General features: G+C 70.6%; 19 protein-coding genes and 1 pseudogene. All 20 read right to left on the minus strand.

Features of this window, described 5'->3' with window-relative positions:
- Positions 1–5 precede the first annotated feature (5 nt).
- The 20 genes and pseudogenes from ACFY1L_RS04955 to ACFY1L_RS05050 all read right to left on the minus strand — a co-directional run bounded on the left by ACFY1L_RS04955 (position 6) and on the right by ACFY1L_RS05050 (position 15,670).
- The gene (locus tag ACFY1L_RS04955; protein ID WP_388818211.1) at positions 6–581 is read right to left on the minus strand and encodes an ABC-three component system middle component 2; all 576 of its coding nucleotides are present in this window, start codon (positions 579–581) and stop codon (positions 6–8) included.
- Between the two features lie 47 nt (positions 582–628).
- Complete coding sequence (locus tag ACFY1L_RS04960; RefSeq protein WP_388818214.1) at positions 629–1,552, minus strand: serine/threonine protein kinase; 924 nt, start codon at positions 1,550–1,552, stop codon at positions 629–631.
- 314 nt (positions 1,553–1,866) lie between these two features.
- The gene (locus ACFY1L_RS04965) at positions 1,867–2,889 is read right to left on the minus strand and encodes a SpaA isopeptide-forming pilin-related protein (protein WP_388818217.1); all 1,023 of its coding nucleotides are present in this window, start codon (positions 2,887–2,889) and stop codon (positions 1,867–1,869) included.
- A gap of 64 nt (positions 2,890–2,953) precedes the next feature.
- The gene (locus ACFY1L_RS04970) at positions 2,954–3,832 is read right to left on the minus strand and encodes a hypothetical protein (RefSeq protein WP_388818219.1); all 879 of its coding nucleotides are present in this window, start codon (positions 3,830–3,832) and stop codon (positions 2,954–2,956) included.
- Positions 3,833–3,874: 42 nt separating this feature from the next.
- Positions 3,875–4,747, minus strand: coding sequence for a DUF317 domain-containing protein (locus ACFY1L_RS04975; RefSeq protein WP_388818222.1), 873 nt, complete (start codon positions 4,745–4,747; stop codon positions 3,875–3,877).
- Between the two features lie 47 nt (positions 4,748–4,794).
- Positions 4,795–5,667, minus strand: a complete 873-nt coding sequence (locus tag ACFY1L_RS04980; RefSeq protein WP_388818225.1) for a DUF317 domain-containing protein — start codon at positions 5,665–5,667, stop codon at positions 4,795–4,797.
- Positions 5,668–5,711: 44 nt separating this feature from the next.
- Positions 5,712–6,364 (minus strand): annotated as a pseudogene (locus tag ACFY1L_RS04985) (HAD family hydrolase).
- The gene (locus ACFY1L_RS04990) at positions 6,361–7,524 is read right to left on the minus strand and encodes an MFS transporter (RefSeq protein ID WP_388818228.1); all 1,164 of its coding nucleotides are present in this window, start codon (positions 7,522–7,524) and stop codon (positions 6,361–6,363) included. The pseudogene ACFY1L_RS04985 and the gene ACFY1L_RS04990 overlap by 4 nt, the downstream one beginning before the upstream one ends.
- Positions 7,521–8,741, minus strand: a complete 1,221-nt coding sequence (locus ACFY1L_RS04995; protein ID WP_388818967.1) for an ATP-grasp domain-containing protein — start codon at positions 8,739–8,741, stop codon at positions 7,521–7,523. Before ACFY1L_RS04995 ends, ACFY1L_RS04990 begins: the two co-directional genes overlap by 4 nt.
- 93 nt (positions 8,742–8,834) lie before the next feature.
- Positions 8,835–8,978, minus strand: coding sequence for a hypothetical protein (locus ACFY1L_RS05000; protein ID WP_388818231.1), 144 nt, complete (start codon positions 8,976–8,978; stop codon positions 8,835–8,837).
- A 117-nt stretch (positions 8,979–9,095) separates the two neighbouring features.
- Positions 9,096–10,334 (minus strand): MFS transporter, encoded by a 1,239-nt coding sequence (locus ACFY1L_RS05005; RefSeq protein WP_388818234.1) that lies wholly within the window; start codon positions 10,332–10,334, stop codon positions 9,096–9,098.
- A complete protein-coding gene (locus tag ACFY1L_RS05010) occupies positions 10,331–10,843 on the minus strand; it encodes a hypothetical protein (protein ID WP_388818237.1) in 513 nt (170 codons plus the stop codon). Before ACFY1L_RS05010 ends, ACFY1L_RS05005 begins: the two co-directional genes overlap by 4 nt.
- Entirely contained in the window at positions 10,840–11,730 is an 891-nt protein-coding gene (locus tag ACFY1L_RS05015) for a winged helix-turn-helix transcriptional regulator (RefSeq protein WP_388818240.1), read from the minus strand. Before ACFY1L_RS05015 ends, ACFY1L_RS05010 begins: the two co-directional genes overlap by 4 nt.
- A 30-nt stretch (positions 11,731–11,760) precedes the next feature.
- On the minus strand, positions 11,761–12,183 hold the full coding sequence (locus ACFY1L_RS05020) for a hypothetical protein (protein WP_388818243.1): 423 nt from the start codon (positions 12,181–12,183) through the stop codon (positions 11,761–11,763).
- 11 nt (positions 12,184–12,194) lie between these two features.
- Positions 12,195–12,638 (minus strand): hypothetical protein, encoded by a 444-nt coding sequence (locus tag ACFY1L_RS05025; protein WP_388818246.1) that lies wholly within the window; start codon positions 12,636–12,638, stop codon positions 12,195–12,197.
- Positions 12,635–13,090, minus strand: a complete 456-nt coding sequence (locus ACFY1L_RS05030; RefSeq protein WP_388818249.1) for a hypothetical protein — start codon at positions 13,088–13,090, stop codon at positions 12,635–12,637. The genes ACFY1L_RS05025 and ACFY1L_RS05030 overlap by 4 nt, the downstream gene beginning before the upstream one ends.
- Before the next feature lie 115 nt (positions 13,091–13,205).
- A complete protein-coding gene (locus ACFY1L_RS05035) occupies positions 13,206–13,532 on the minus strand; it encodes an SH3 domain-containing protein (protein ID WP_388818252.1) in 327 nt (108 codons plus the stop codon).
- 199 nt (positions 13,533–13,731) lie between these two features.
- Positions 13,732–14,454, minus strand: coding sequence for a hypothetical protein (locus ACFY1L_RS05040; RefSeq protein ID WP_388818255.1), 723 nt, complete (start codon positions 14,452–14,454; stop codon positions 13,732–13,734).
- A 56-nt stretch (positions 14,455–14,510) separates the two neighbouring features.
- Positions 14,511–15,200: a hypothetical protein gene (locus tag ACFY1L_RS05045; protein WP_388818258.1), complete on the minus strand. Its 690-nt coding sequence runs from the start codon at positions 15,198–15,200 to the stop codon at positions 14,511–14,513.
- Entirely contained in the window at positions 15,197–15,670 is a 474-nt protein-coding gene (locus tag ACFY1L_RS05050; protein WP_388818261.1) for a GNAT family N-acetyltransferase, read from the minus strand. Before ACFY1L_RS05050 ends, ACFY1L_RS05045 begins: the two co-directional genes overlap by 4 nt.
- Positions 15,671–15,674: the final 4 nt, after the last annotated feature.

Genomic DNA, 15,674 nt, shown 5'->3' on the forward strand with positions numbered 1-15,674 from the left:
GGTGATCATCCCTCCCAGGACGTTTCCAGCATCGGGCCTGGCCCCAGGACGCTCATGAGGGCAGCCGCGGGCCCGTCGGGTCCGTCCGGCCTGAGCCACCGTGCGGTCTGCTCGCGCAGCCTTTTGTCGCTGAGTTTGCGGAGCTGCCGGACGACGATGTCTGCGGCGGTAGCAAAGGACGTGGCGTAAGTGGCGGTGAACTGCCCGCCGAGGTGCTGACCGGCCTCTGTGATCGAGTAGGTGAGGGAGCCGTTGCGATTTCGGACCTGGCAGCACCCATAGGCCACCAGGAGCGCCAAGTCGTGCTGGATCCGTTCTCGCCGGCTCGTGAATCTCTGCGAAGAGGACGCGTAGGCAAGGACCTGCGGGTCGAATCCGGCCAGCCGGAGGAGGCTCGCGTCCCTGCCCTCGGAGGGAACTACGAGGAAGGGGTTCGCGGACAGGAAGTCGTAGTACCCGATGCGTTCCAGGGTGGCCCCGTTTGCGTCCTGCGCGGCAACGGAGTCAAGGAGCAGCAGCAGTTGAGCGAGACGGAAAGGTACCTCGTCCTCGGGCATCACAACCGGCCGGTCTGCTTGCACGGCATGCTCCTCATCAGTGGTCGAGCGGTACGGAGGGACGCGAAACCTCAGTCGTCGGCATGACCGCTCGCGATCTGCCGCCAGTGCGTGACCCACCCTGCCCGACGGTTGTCGACCAGCCGGTGGACCAGACCCCAACTGTGCGTCACCTCCAGACGCAGCACCTTGGGCAGTTTGTCGTGCTCGCCGCGCACCTCGCGCCACACCCGGCCGTGCAGAGCAGCGAGGGCGCCCTCGGCCGAACACTCGTTGAACTGCATCTCCCACACCCCGTGAAGGGTGGCGTCAGCAGAGCTCAGTGCAGCAACCTCAGCCGGCACGCCCTTGTGCGCGACTTCGCGCGCCACCAGGTCGGCGTTGAAGAACTGCCGTTTCGCCGAGTCCAGTTCGACGTGGCCGGCCTCGGTCATCTGGCGCACGAACAGAGCCGAGTCGAGCGCCGCCGCCTTGTCCTCCTCCACGTCCAGCACGAGGCGTATCTGCTCCTGGGCGGGGGCGGCGGGCGCCGTGAAGGGCTCGTAATAAGCGCGGCGTACCTGGTCACCTTCGGGGCTCAGCAGCTTCTTCACGAGCTTGGTCTCGTCCCACAGCTCGATGACGAGGCCATGCGCCTTCTCCTGCCGCTTCTTCCAGCCGTCCCACCATTGGGCTGCCGGCCCGTCCATGCTGGAGGGGATGCACAGGATCCAGAGCGTGATGGTGTGACCGTTGGCCGCTGCGGCTTTCAGCCCGTTCGCGAGGGACTCGCGAATCTGCTGCGACTGGCTGGTTGTGGTCTTCGGCATGAAGTATTTGGACTGCCAAACCGTGATGGCGCCCCCGAGGTCACCGGCGAAAGCGTCGATTCCCCAGTCGCCCGGATTCGCGGCGATCATCCGGACGTTCGGATTAGTCGCACTCGCGAGCTGCGCGAGCATCTTCTCGAAGTCGGCCCGCGCCCCGTCCGCGCTCCCGGTCCGCAGTTCGTGCACTCCGAAATGGATGGGCGGAACACCAGCTGCCACCGGCATGGAGTTGTACAACCTGCACCCCCGCATCCCGCAGGCAACCCGAGCGAACCGCGTTCAGCGGTCTGTTCACCCTGCGCCACACACAGTAACGGCCGTCAGCGTACGTGTTACGGAATCACTCGATCAAGGTGCTTGCGGTCGGCAGTAGCCCGGCAACGGGGCGGCGCCCGGCCACCAGCGCCTCCATCAGCTGGGCCCCGCGTAAACGCCCACGCCAAAGCCCCCGGGATCGAACGATTCGATCCCGGGGGCTTTGGGGAGTGAGGCAGGTGAGGTCAGCTCGCGGTGGAGCCGTCGTCGGTGGAGTTGTCCGTGGGTCGGCGGCGGGCCACGCAGAGGGCGCCTCCGCCGGCAGCGATCAGGACTCCGGCGCCGCCGATCAGCCACGGGGTGGCGTCTGCGCCGGTGTGCGCGAGCGAGCGCGCGGGGGCGGGGGCCGCGATGCTCGCCGCGGTCTCGTCGGACGTCGGGGTACCCGATACAGACGGCGTCGAGGTGTCCTCTTCCTGGCCGGGCTTGTCCGGGGCGGTCCGGTCGCTCGGTTGGTCGCTCGGTTTGTCGGTGGGCTTGTTGTTCGGCTTCTCCGTTGGCGGCGGGGTGGTGGCGGTCTTGGCGTTGGTGACGGTCACGGTCACGGGGGCGCCCGGCTTGGCCTTGAATGCCTTCGAGGGCTTGTAGATCTCGTAGCCGGCGGGAGCCTTCACCTGCATGACCCAGAAGTCGCTGCCGGTACGGGAGTTGATGGGCAGCTTGCCGCTGGCCGTGCCGTCGGAGCCGGTGGTCAACGTCAGGATGGTCTTGTCGCCGCTGCCGATGTTGACCGTGGATCCGGACAGCAGCTTGCCGGTCTTGTCGTCCTTGACCTTCAGCCGAACTGAGGCGGGCTTGAACGGGTCGATGATGGTGAGTGGGGTGTCGGCACCGGGGGTGACGATGACGTCCTGGTCGTCGATGACCTCGTGCAGCGGGCTGCCGCTGGAGAGCTCCTTGAGCCGGTAGACACCGGGCGCGAGGTCCTGGAAGGTCAGCTGGCCCTCGGCGTCGGTGGTTCCGCTGGCGGCCTGCTTGCCGATGGAGTCGAGCACGGTGAACGTGGCGCCGGCGAGAACATGGCCGCCCGGGTCCTTCTTCAGGATGGTGACGCTGCCGTTCCCGGCCGCGCTCAGCGCGGTGGCGGACGTGGATGGGCTCGGCTCGGGGGTTTTCGCGGAGGCGGCTGGGGCCAAGGCCAGCGCACCGGTCGCCGTGGCAACGGTGACGGCCGCGGCGGACAGGCGGTGGGCGGAACGGATACGCAAGAAGGAACTCTCCTGGAGGGGACGCGGGCAGGGCTGCCCGTCGGTGCAAGCGGGATAATGCCGGTCAGCGGGTACGGGCCGGCGACGGCTGGGGCGGCGGGGCCGGACGTGTTTGCCCTGGAAGGTGCGCGGGGGCGTCGATCGTGCTTCCGCGGGCGGCGGCCCGGACGAGGTGGTGTTGGTCCTCGACGGGCAACGTCGCGATGTGCGATAGGCCCTGCGCGACAAAGGCACCGCGCAGTGTGCCCGCCGGTAGGCCGAGGGCATGCACGATCCGGGCCGCAGCCTCGGCTTCGATCAGGAGGCCGAACGCCGGTGGAATGTTGAGCAGTTGGGCAGCGTGCTCGCGGCTGCCGGCCAGGGCTTGAGTGAGGGGAAGGCCGTCGTCGAGGACGCTGTCGACGATGTCGAGCCAGAGGGCCGTGGCCTGGTGGAGGCGGGTGAGGAAGTCGGCGTCTGTGAGCCAGCACCCCCGGGCCGGCTCAGGATCCGTATCGAGCTGAGCCGGTCGCCGCCGTGCGCTGTCGGCGCTGCTGGTTGGGGACGGTTCGGGCGTCCAGACCTTCAGGTAGTCCTGGATGGCATGGCTCAGGGGTATGACGGCGGCGCCGATCCAGGGTGAGGTGTCGTCGTGGTGCCAGTCCCGTACGGTGCCGTAGCCGTCATGTCCGGGCTGTTTGCCGAGGCGGGCGTCCCGGACGGCGAACGTGCCGTGGTCGGCGAAGGACAGGTACGCGTGGTCGAGGGCGCCGCGGTCCGGGTGGAGGAGGCTCAGGCGCAGTCCGCCGTACTCGCGTTCTCGGATGGTCTGGGCGAACTCGATGCGCAGCCGCAGCGGGGAGTCGGGCGAGAGGACGGCGTAGCAGGCGTCGCCGATCACTCGTCGTTCGTGGACGGGCAGGTCGAGCAGGTCGGTGAAGAAGTGCTGGGCGTGGAGGGACAACGGTGGTGGTGCTCCTCGGCAGCGGACGGTTCTGCGGGGCGACTACCTGGGTCGGCCGGCCGACGGGGCGGGACGGACGGTCGGCGCGGGCCCGGTGCCCGGGGCGCTGACCCTGGCGTGCGCGGACGGCAGAGTCGGCGACGAGGGTGCCGACGCTCGGCTCTGTGCCGGGGCGCCCTGGCGGGCGGCGGCATCGGTCAGAGCGGCTGGGAGGGTGAGATGGAGTCGGGTGTCGGCCGGAATGTTCCACACGGCGCGGGCGAGCGGCACGGGTGAGGCCAGGGAGGAAGCGAACGCCGCGACCAGGGAGGCGGGCACGGCGGAGGAGAACGTGGCCTTCCACAGCGGGTGGTCCGGTGGCCCGCCCCACGCGGACCAGCGGGGTGCGGCCACGTTCTTGTGCACGTAGGCGTGTTGCAGCACGCCGTAGCCGTCCGGGCTGCGGAAGTACTGGACTCCGTCCGTCTTGACCGTGTGTTGCCAGCCGGCGGTGAGCAGCGGCAGGTATACGTCTTGGGGGCGGACGTCGTCTGGGCGCAGCAGGTTGCGTTCGCCCCGTCTGTCCGCCTCGCACAGCGCGAGCACTTCGGCATACAGGTCGCGAACGAGTTCGACGGGGGTACTGGCATCCAGCGTGGCCGTCCAGGTGGCCGGTCGGAAGGGGTCCTTGTGTGCGGCGATCAGCCACTCGCCACCGCGCACGTGATCCTCGGACGGTATGTGCCCGGCGAGCAGCCGCATGCCGGGACTGATCACGATGGCCGGGCCGTCTCCGGAGTGGTGGAGGGTCCAGCCCTGATCGAAAGGGAAGGGCCATACGTCGACGAGCTCGTGGATGCCGGGGCCGGCGAGGTGGCGGGGCAGGACCTCGACCACGTCGTGGTCGTCGAGATCGTCCAGAGGGCTGAGTGCCACAAGGTCCTTTCGGCGGGGGAGAGTTGCTGGTCGTGGGCGGCGGCGGATCAGCGGCGCGCTGCCGTGCGTGGGGCGGCGGGCGGCGGAGGAAGGGTGGCCGTGCTCCAGCGTGGGACGCTGCGGGTGCCGAGTGCCGGCGGTCGGCGGGTGAGGGCGCGCTGGACGTCGAGCGGGGTCGGAACTGGGGGCGCGGGCGGTGTGACGGGAGTGAGCTGTGCGGCCTCGCGCAACCCAGGGAGCATCGAGTCCCTCCAGCGTGGCAGGGGCGCAGGGTCGGACACGCTCTGGGTGATGGCCTTCACTAGAGCGGTGGGGGTGTTGGTGGTGGCGGTGGCGTACCAGCGGGCATACCCGTTCTTCGGTCCGCCCCACAGATGCCAGCGGGCCTCCAGGGTGGTGAGTTCCTTCTCCGGGTCGAGGCGGCCGGTGGTGTACTCACAGGTGGCCATCCCGTCCGGGGACTGCAGTTCCATCACGCCCCAGCGCGGGTGCTGAAACTGCCAGCCGTTTTTGATGAGCGGGACGACGGCGTCGAAGGCGCCGAGCTCGGGGTCCTTGAGGTCGGGCTCGGCGAGGTAGATGTCGGGGCCGGCGGTGTACGCCTGAGCGAGGGCGGTGGTGAAGGCGGTGACGAACTCCGTGGGTGCGGTGTCATTGAAACTGACGCCCCACGCGGGCGGGGCGAAGCGGTCGCGGTAGGCGTTGATCCGCCACAGTCCGTCGTCGTCGCCCTCGGGCAGGAATCCGAGTCGGACGCGGTGGTCGGGCGCAGTGACGTAGGCGTTGGCGAGGTTGTCGTGATGGAGGTCGAAGCCAAGCGCGAGGAGCGGCTCCAGCGCGGGGTCTGCGTCGCACGTGCTGCCTGCGAGGTAGCGCGGGGATACGTAGTTGTCGCCGTCGATCTCTACGGTGTCGGGCACGAAAGTCCTGAGGTTGAGGCTGGGGGATGAGCACGCAGTTCTGGTCAGGTACGCGTGCTGTTCGCAAGTGCGGGTAGCAACTGGTGTTCCAGGTCTGCGGGTTGGCCGGCGTAGTGCAGGGCGCGCAGGCCCAACTCGGCGGCGGCCCTGCAGTTGTCCTCGCGGTCGTCGACGAACAGCACGCGTCCCGGGTCGGCGACGCCGGTGGCCGCCAGGGCGTGCTCGTACACGGCCGAATCGGGCTTGCACCGGCCCAGGCGGGCGGAGTACAGGGCGTCACTCATCAGATCGCGCCGCCAGTCGGTGGCGTCCAGGACGTCGCTAAGATGGCCGGGGCGTTGGAGAGCAGCACCAGAGGCAGCCCCGCGGCCCGGGCGCGGTACAGGATGTCGAGGACGCGCGGGTCGGTACGGGTCCACATGGCGGTATCGGCGGCCCGCAGCGTGCGCAGCCACCGCGCGCCGGGATGGTGCCCGAGCACCTTCGCCCAGTAGGCGAGATCGCTCAGTTCACCTGCGTCGTACGCGTTCCGGGGGGCCCAGAAGGCTTCTTGGAAGGAGGGGAGGTGTCGGTCGGGCCACTCGGCGAGGTCGGCGAGGCGGGTCCACATGCCGGTGCTGGGCTGGAGTCCGAGGACTCCGTTGTAGTCGAGGAGTAGGGCGTCCACGCCGTTCGGGAAGACGGAGGTGTGGGTCAAGGGGTGGGTTTCTCCAGGGCTTTGGGAGCGAGAGCGGCGACGGCGGCGGCGAGGAGGGCGGGCAGCAGCAGCGCGTGCGGCAGGGCGGTGACGGTGGCGAGGGCGCCGATGAGGGCGGGTCCGGCGAGCAGGCCGACGTAGCCGGTGACCGCGACGGTGGCGACCGCGCGGGGGCCGCCGATGCCTGCGGCGGTGATCAGGCTGGGGATGGTGACGGACAACCCCAGGCCGAAGGCCGCCCACCCCAGGAGGGCAAAGGCGATGGTGGAGCCAGCAAGCCCGGTTGCGAGGCCGAGCGCGGCCAGGGCGGCGCCGGCCCGGACAACAGCGGGAGCGCCGAAGCGGGCGGTGAGCCGGTCTCCGGCGAGGCGACCGGCGGCCATGGCGGCGCTGTAGACGCCGTACGCCACGGCGCTGGTCGCGGCGGTCGCACCGAGGTCGTGCAGGTGGACGGCAGCCCAGTCGGCAGCGGCCCCCTCGCCCAGCAGAGTTCCGGCCGCCAGTGCGCCCAGCAGCCACAACCGGGGCCGCGACAGACCCCCGCGCTCGTCCAAGCCCGGTGCCACACGGTTGTGGACGGGCTCGAGTCCAGGGCTGGCAAGACAGCAGGTAAGGCGCGTCGCTGCACCTGCCGCCGTGGCGGCGATGGCTGCGACGCCGGCGAACAGGACGGTGTGCGGGGTGTGGGCGGTGGCTGAGGCCAGTACGGCGCCTGCGAGGCCGCCGAGGCTGAAACTCGCGTGCAACCGGCCCATGATCGGGCGGCCGTGAGCGTTCTGGCAGCGGACCGCAGCGGCATTGACTGCGATGTCGAGGACGCCGTGTGCGGTGCCGAAGACGAACGCCGCCACCAGGAGGCTCTCCAGGCTGCGGCATACCCCGAGGACGGCAAGGCAGACGGCGAGAGCGATGGCACCGCCGGTCAGCAGTGCGGGCAGGCGGGCCGGGTGGGCGAGGCGTCCGCCGGTCTGGAGTCCAGCGACCATGCCGAGGGCAGCGGCCAGCAGGACCAGGGCGAGCCCGGCGGTGCTCACCTCGGCGGTGTTCTGAACGGCCGGCATGCGTGCGCCAAAGACGGCCATCACCACACCCAAGCCGGCAAAGTACCCGGTCAGCAGACGGCGGCTGCGCGCCAGCTCGGGCCCCGCGGTCTGGTTCACGCGGCGTGCTCCCGGGTGACCGCGGCCGCCTGCGCGACCGCAGCCACCTGGACGTCGAGGTTGCGGTACGCCGCCTGGGCGCGGGCTTGGGCGATGGTGGCGGTCTGCCCGGTGGTGATCAGGTAGCCGATGCGAGCGGTGAACAGATCGCCCCCGTCCTGCGGCAGCACGAGCTGGTCCCCGGCCTGCCGCTGGAAGCGCACGCGCTCCACTCCCCTGGTGGGTTCCGTGACGCAGCGGGCGGTGAGGGTGCCGGAGTAGGCCGGGTAGATGAAGCGGATCGCCGCGGCCTGGTGGCGAGTCGGCGTCAGGTCGGGAGTATGTCCGCAGGCGATGTCTGCGGCGGCACGGGCGAGGTCGACGCCGGTGGCCAGGTGGACGAGGTGGCTGATCATGTCGCCGGCGATCCGGGCGTTGACCTCGATGAGGCGGGGGCGGCCGTCGACCACGCGGATCTCGACGTGGCTGACGCCGTCGGTGACGCCGAGGGCGTCGATGGCCGCGACGGCGGCCGGGGCCACGGTGGCAATGAGCGGGTCGTTCGCGTCGACCATGTGCGCCAGTTCCTCGAAGTGGGGCGGCATGCCGACGGTCTTGCGGGTGACAGCGACGACAGTGGTCTGTCCCTGGTGGGTGACGCACTCGACACTCACCTCCGGGCCGTCGAGGTATTCCTCGACCAGGACCTGGGTGCTCTCCACTCCGTGGCTGGCGGTCTTGGCGGCGAAGGCGTACGCGGCTGGCAGCTGGTCGGCGGTGTCGACGCGGATGACGCCCATGCTCGCGGCGTGCGCGGCGGGTTTGAGGACAACGGGGAAGCCGATGCGCCGGGCGGCGGCTTCCGCTTCGTGCTCGGTGCGCACGCTGACGGAGGCGGCGGAGGGCACCCCGTGGCGGGCGAACAGGCTGCGGCTCGTGTGCTTGTTGCGGCAGCCCTGGAGGGCCTCCGGAGCGGTGGTGGGCACGCCGAGCCAGCGGGCCAGTCGGGCGACGGTGATGAGGTACCACTCGGTCCACGTCATCACGCCGGCCAGCGCGTGCCGATCGGCGAGCGCGTGCCCGGCCGCGGTCAGCGCCGCCTGATCGGCGGGGTCGGCGACCTCGTAGTCGAGGAGGAACTCCTTCTCCCAGGTCGGCGCGACGCCGGAGATCAGGACGACGTCGCAGTGGGCGGCAACGCTCTGAAGGCAGGTACCGCGATACGCCTGGGCCTCCATGTCGGAGGCGGCAACGACCAGGACGACGGGGCGAGAGGACAACAAGGCTCCAAACAGTGCGGGGGAACGAAGAGCTGAGGCAGAGCGCCTGGGTCAGGGGGTGCGGCGGCGTCGCAGCTCGAAGGCAGACGCCCACTGGGGGTGGTCCTCGATCAACTGGCGGGCGTACAGGGCGGTGAAGGAGTTGTTCAGTCCACGCACGCCCGCGGGCAGCTGCCAGCGCAGGTCCTCGAACAACGCCCTGAGACCGACCCGGTGGCTCGAAACGACGGGCGAGATACCGGCAGGGCGTAGAGATCGGCAAGGGTGCGGGAGGTGGGTATGGCGGCGATCTCCGTCGGGTGTTCCGGGAGGTCAGGTGAGAGAAGTTCGCAGGGCGGGGGTGGTGCGCAGCCGGGCGAAGGATGAGAGGAGGCCCATCGCCTGCAGTGCGGCGCAGATGGTGATCACATGGCCGAGCTGGGCAGGCGGCACAGTGGCGACGAGGACACCGGCGAGGGGGAAGGGCAGCAGGAGCAGCAGGATGGTCAGCGACAGGGTGGCGCCGAACACCGGTGCGGGGATGAGGCGGGAGCGCAGGGTGCGCAGCACGACGGTCATGCCGCCCTCGCCGGCCATGAGGACGGCGATCAGGGTGAGATAGCTGCCGTAGGTGTCGGCGAAGGAGACGGCCAGGCACGCCAAGGCGGCGATGGTGGCGGACACGGCGCCGACCGGCCACAGGCCGAAGCGGTCGATCGCCCGGCGGCACAGGGCGACCGCGAGGAGAGAGGCGACGGCGGCTGCCGACCAGATGAGCCCGACGTCGGCCGTGGAGTGTCCGAGCTGTTTGACGATGATCACTGGGGTGGCGGCCTGCAGCAGGCCGACGGTCAGGTTGGAGACGGTCAGTCCGGTCACCAGCCAGCCGAGGGCCGGTAGCGCGCGGAGGGTCGACCAGCCGGTGTGCAGCCCCTTAAGGACGGGCTGCGGCGCGGCGGGCTTGCTCCGGTGGCGCTGGCGCGGGGCCAAGACGCTGGTGAGCAGCGAGAAGACGGCGATCACGATCAGCATTCCGGTGGCGCCGGCCCGCTGCAGGAGTAGCCCGGCGAGTGCGGGGCCGACCAGCATGGCGAACTGGTCGATGCCGAGCAGCACCGACTGAACGCGGTGGGCGCGGGCGCCGGCCTCGCGGCCGGCGACTCCGCCCGCGGTCTCGGCCGCGATGTAGGAGCATTCAGTGAGGATCCCGGTGGACGCGGCGAGCAGCATGACGGTGACCGTCGCGCTGAGGCCCGCTTGCGTTGGCAAGATGAACGCGGTGGCCAGGACAAACACGGCCCGGCCCGCGGAGGCGAAACGGAGCACGGCGGTGGTCCCGTGGCGGTCGACCAGAACCCCTGCGAAGGCGAACGAACCCAGTCTCGGCACCCATTCCAGCGCGAACGCGAGGCCGGTCAGGGCGGCCGAGTTGGTGGTGGCCAGAACCAGCAGCGGGATGCCGTAGGTGGCCATGGCGAACGCGGCAGCGTCCGTGCTGCGCGGCAGGTAGATGCCGCGCAGCAGAGTGGGGACCGGGCGACGGGCACGCCAGGGTCCGACACGGGATCTCACGCAGCGCGCCCCGATTCCTCCGCCGCACAGGAGGAGCGGGCGATGTCCTGGTGCAGGACGCGGGGGTACGCCGTAAGCCACTCGGACAGCGCCGCGCGCGGAGCCGACGGTTCGGTCGCTGCTCCGGATTGCCCCGGGCCGTCCTGCATCTGGAAGGCGTGCTGAACGCGCGCGACGAAGTCACTGGTGCGGCTGGGAAGTTGGTTGGTTCGGGCCCAGCGTGCTGCGGTGTCGTACACCTCGGCCAGGTCCTTGCCGCTCGCAGTGAGCTGGTAGCGGGCCAAGGCGTGTCCGCGGGCGTGGATGAGGCCGAGGTCGCGTGCGGTGTCGATGGCGTGGCGCAGTTGTCCGGTGGTGAGGTCGCCGAGGGCGCCCTGCAGGCTGCCGCGTTGGCGACTGATCGGGCCGTTGTCGTCGATCTCGGTGATCAGGCGTATCAGGCCGGGCAGGGACAGGGTCCGGATCGCGCGGCGTTCGCGCAAGACCCTGGTGGGCAGGGCGGCTGTCATCGACGCGGGCCTCCTGCCGGCGTGATGGGGCGGGCGGGTATCTGGTGGGAGAAGAGGTCGCTGGACTTCCACGCCGGGCCGTCCGGCGGCGGAGTGGTGACCAGGGCAGGGCCGGCAGACGATGCGGCCGGAATGGCGGGTGCCGGAAGGCGCGTCGGGGTGGTCGCCCACGTGCCGGAGCGGGTCTGGGACGGGGCGGTCCCCGGTCGGCGAAGCGGGTCAGCCCCGGCGGACGGGAGGACAGCCCACGTAGTGATGGCCTGGAAGACGGGGGCGAGTGCCTGGCCGCTGGCGGACAGCTGGAAGTCGCCGCTGCCTGTGACCGTGACGAGGCCGTCTGCCACCAGTCGGTCCAGGGGCTTGTAGACAGCAGTCAGCACGTATCCAGGCATAGCCTCGGTGGCCAGGGTCTTGGCGCTCGCACGGCCCCGGGCCTGCAGGGTCATAAGGATCGGGGTGGCGTGCCGCGGGGCGATCAGAGTGATCGTGTCGTCGATGTTCTGGGCCGGGGGGATCCGCTCGGGCTCCAGCTCACCGGTGGCCTTGCTCGTGACGAGCTGCTTCTCCAGGTAGGTGTCGCCCCAAGAGGCGATCACGGCCAGGACGGGGAGCAGCTCGGCACCCCGGCCAGTGAGGCCGTAAGTGACGTGGCGCGGGGCGTACTCCGTGCGTTCGACCACGCCGGCGTTGGTGAGGTGGCGCAGCCGGGGGTGGAGCTGGCCGTCGGCGAGCCACGGCAGCCGGGGTTTGATCTCGGCGTAGCGCAGCGGCTGGGAGGAGAGGGTCATCAGCACCCACACGCTCCAGCGCGGGGCGAGCAGATCCAGCGTCTTGGTGACGCTGGAGTAGTCGTTCGGGGTGGTGGGGGGCTGAGCGGTGGTGGCCAAGGATGGGGCTCCTCAAGCAGTGCGGGCAGATCAGCGGGTGCGGGAGGCGGCGGTCGCCGGGGCGGCGGGTACGGGCACAGCCGGCGGTGGGGTGTCGGGGGCCGGTCCGCGGCGCAGTCCTGCCAGGACCGCGCCGGTGTTCTTGGCGTAGGCGTCACGGGCGGCGACGGACTCGGCGATACGGCGGGCGCAGTCGACGATGTGACCGGCGACAAAACGGCCGATCTCCCGCTCAGGGGCGATGAGTTCGCGCAGCCTCTCCAGCTGGAAGGCGATGTTGCGCTCAGCGAGCACCAGATCGCTGTGACTGCCGGTGAGCGCGGCGAGCAGGGTGGCATCGGGGGTGCTGTCGGCGAGCGCTTCGAGCTCACCGAGCGGCCGTTCGTACAGCGCCTCGATGCGCTGGGCGATGATCTCGGAGATGGCGTGGGTGGTGGCGTCGGGCTCGGGCAATCGGCGGGCTTTCAGGGACGGTGGGTCCGCACCGCCCCGGCACGGCCGGTTGCCGGGGCGGACGGAGCAGTGGCGGTGATCTTCGGTTGGGCGAACTGCACCGGCTGCGCGGGGCGTTGATCGGGAGCGGGCATGGTCCGCAGGAGGTCGTCGAGGGCGGCGACGTAGCCGTCCCGGCCGGCCAGCGCAACCTCCAGCCACTGGGCGTCCCAGCGCAGGTCCTCGGCGGACAGATCGCCCAGGTCGCGGTCACAGGACATCGAGGCGTGGACGCGATCAAGTACGCGGACGACCTGTTCCTCGGCGACCGCGAGAAAGCTGCGCAGTTCCAGCGCACGGCGGAGTGCGGCGCAGACCTCAAGATGGGCTGCCTGCGCATACAGCTCGGCGACGGAGGCACCGAACGCCTCCTCCAGCGCGGTGTCGCGGCTGGTGGACTTGCCGATGACGCTCATCGCGTCACCCCGCGCGTCGGGATACCCCGCTCGCCGGGCAGCGCGGGCGCCGAGGTGGGCAGCGCCGGAGCGCGGCGCGCGGCGGGGCCGGCACCACGCCAGGCGCCAGGCCCGCGCTTGCCAGGGGCGAGGGGGTCGAGGAGGTAGTTCACGACCATCACGCGACCATCACGTGCAGTGACAGCGGCGTTGACCCGGTGCGCCAACTCCATGACAGCGTCGTCGAGTTCGCCCGGGTGCGTGCCGAGCGCCTCGACGAGCGCGTCCTCCGCGGTGTCGAGTGCGTCCTGGGTTTCGGCGAGCAGGCCGTACCAGTGCACGACACTGGTGGCATCGGGGTTGGCCTGTGGTGCCGCCTGAACCGCCCGGCGCAGATCGGCGAGAGGCATCTGGAAGCGGTCCTCGATCCGCTCAGTGACGACGCCCATCACGTCCTCGCTGAACTCGGGCACGGAGAAGCTCCTTTCATTCGCTGTTCGGGAGCGGGAAAAATGCACTGCAGATCCAGTCCGTGGGGGAGCGGTCCGCGAACCCGGATGCCGAAGAGGGGAATTGCGGGCCGGTCTGCTAGTCCAGGCACATGGCGGTGTCGCGGTAGACGTACGTTCCGGACACCCACCCCTTTACGCCGGTGGTCTTGTCCGTGATGTAGCGCCAGTTCCCGCTGCTCTTGTGGACGGTGAACTTGTGGCTGCGGTAGAGCACGCCGAGCGCCGTGGACTTGGCAGACGCCTTGGAGCGGATCGTCACAGCCTTCGTGTGCACCTTGTACGGGAGCGGCTTTGCCGAGCAGCTGGTGACGGGGGTTGCGGCACTGGCGGTGGGGATGGAGACGAGCGGGAGAGCGAGCGCGCCGAGAACGGCGGCGGAGACGGCTATGCGGCTGGTGCGCATGGGGAATTGACCTCCATGGAAACGGGGAAGGGAATGCGGAGATGGACCCGGGCTGATGCCGTGCGGGCCGAGAACAAGAGTCCGGAGAATCCCCGGTTTCGGTAACCGGGGATTGGGTGCTATGTTCCGCGCCGCCTAGCTCAGGGCAGCCGGCATTTCACCGAGCGGGGAAGGGGAAAGCTGGTGGGGAGCCGCGAATTCAGCGGCTCGGACCGCGCGGTGGAGCGGGGTGCGCGGGCAGAGCGGGGAGGCCCGGAGCGGTGGTGTGGCGGGCTGGCGGTGACGTGGCCGGCAGCGGGATCGTCTCGCCGTTCCAGTGCGCTTCCCACCACTGGGTGGCTGCCTCGAAGGTCGCGAAGGCGCCCTCGCGCAGGGTGTGCGTCCACGCGTCGGTGTCGACCTCCTCGAGCAGGACCCGGAACGGCAGTGGCGCCTTCTCGTCGATGGCGCGCAGCAGCACGGTGGTCTCGATCCGCTCGGCGTCGTGCGTGTAGCTGGTCAGCAGGGCGAAATGGTCGCCGTCGCTGCGCAGTCGCTTCTCCAGGGCGCGGGTGGCCTGGTTGGCGGGGGTGGTGCCCATGCCGTCGGGCAGGAGGATCTTGTCCTCGGGGCAGCCGCGGGCGATCAGCCAGGACTGGGACATGGACGGCAGCGGCAGTTCCTTGTGCGTGAAGCGGAAAGTGCGCGCCGCCGAGTCGCGTTTGAGGTGCAGGGCGACGATCTGTGGTTCCCCGGGGATGCCCCAGGTGACGGCGCGGTTGTGCATCACGTAGAAGCTGTGCTCGCCGTCCTCGGTGTGGTGCTCGGCCAGCAGGGTGAGCATGTCCTGCTCGATGGTGATGTGCTGCCAGAACTGGTCGGCGACGTGGTCGTTGACGGCCTCGTAGCCGTCGAGGCGGAAATCCGGTTCGTGGGTGGGCATCGGTGCTTTCGGTGCGACGACGCCATGGGCGCCATGGGCAGGGCGTGTTGAGCTGTTCAGCGACGCAGGTGTGCGGGAGCGGGTGCTGACGCTGGCCGGGGCGACGGCGTGGTGCCGGGCGGGCCTGAGGGGCGCGGGGCGGCAAGGACGGCCCAGCCGGCGTCGGTGAGGGTGACGGGCTGGCCGGCGTGCACTGGGTGGGAGGTGTCGCGGTCTACGAGGCCGCTCGCCTGCAGGCGCTGCAGCTGGGCGTAGGAGATGCGGGTACGCGAGGGGGTCGCCACGGCGAGCCGATGGGTGAGGAGGTTCTCGTGCAGCTTGGCGCCCTGGGCGATGGCGAGCAGGGCGGCGAAGTCTTTCGTCGGCACCTGCCGTGGCGCTCTTCGCGGGGCGGCGGCTTCGATCGGCTCCAACGCGGCGGCGGCCTTGGCCTGCTCGACGTCGCGCTCGTCGATGGCGTGCGCGCGCTGGTCGACCGTGCGCTCGATCCGGGCCAACAGCGCCTGATCGACGGGGATCTCGCCGGACACCAGGCGGGTGAGACGGGCGCGGTGGAAGATGACGTCCCGCTCGGCCCTAACGAGGTCGCGGTGGGCGTCCGCCAGGGCCGAGTGGGGTGCGTCGAGGAGACCGGCCTCGCGGTGCCGCCACAGCGTCTCGATGCTGCACCCTGTGGCCGTCTCGATCCTGTGGTCGAGCACGGTGCGCGGGTGGCGGTTGGGCGAGGGTGCGGGCGGTGAGCTCATGTCGGGGCGGTTCTTGTGTACGGGAGAGCGTCCGAGGCGCACGCGTCCAGGGCGATGCGGGCCTCGACGTAGGGGCCGTCGCGGGTGCGCCGGGTGGGTCCCAGACGCTCCAGGAGCCGGAGCATCGGCGCGTTGGACGCCTGCGTGAACGCGGTGAGGGTGTGTGCCCCGCGCGTGCGGGCCATCCGGGCCGCCTGCCGGACCAGGGCTGTTCCGATGCCGCGGCGGTGGTGGTCGTCGGCGACTTGCAGTCCGAGGTCGACGACGCCCGGCTCCCGGCTGACGGGCCCGAGGGAGACGAGGGCCAGTGGCCGCTCGTCTGCGTCGAGTCCGATCCAGCACTGCGCCTGGGCGAGCAGCCGTGTCAGGTCGCGGGGCGTGAGGCGGGTTCGGCCCCAGCGGCGCAGCAGGTTCTGTTCGGAACACTGCGTGTGGAAGGCGGCGACCAGGTCCCAGTCCGCCGCCGTCACCGGG

The sequence above is a fragment of the Streptomyces sp. NPDC001663 genome (assembly GCF_042893105.1).
Classification (GTDB): Bacteria; Actinomycetota; Actinomycetes; order Streptomycetales; family Streptomycetaceae; genus Streptomyces.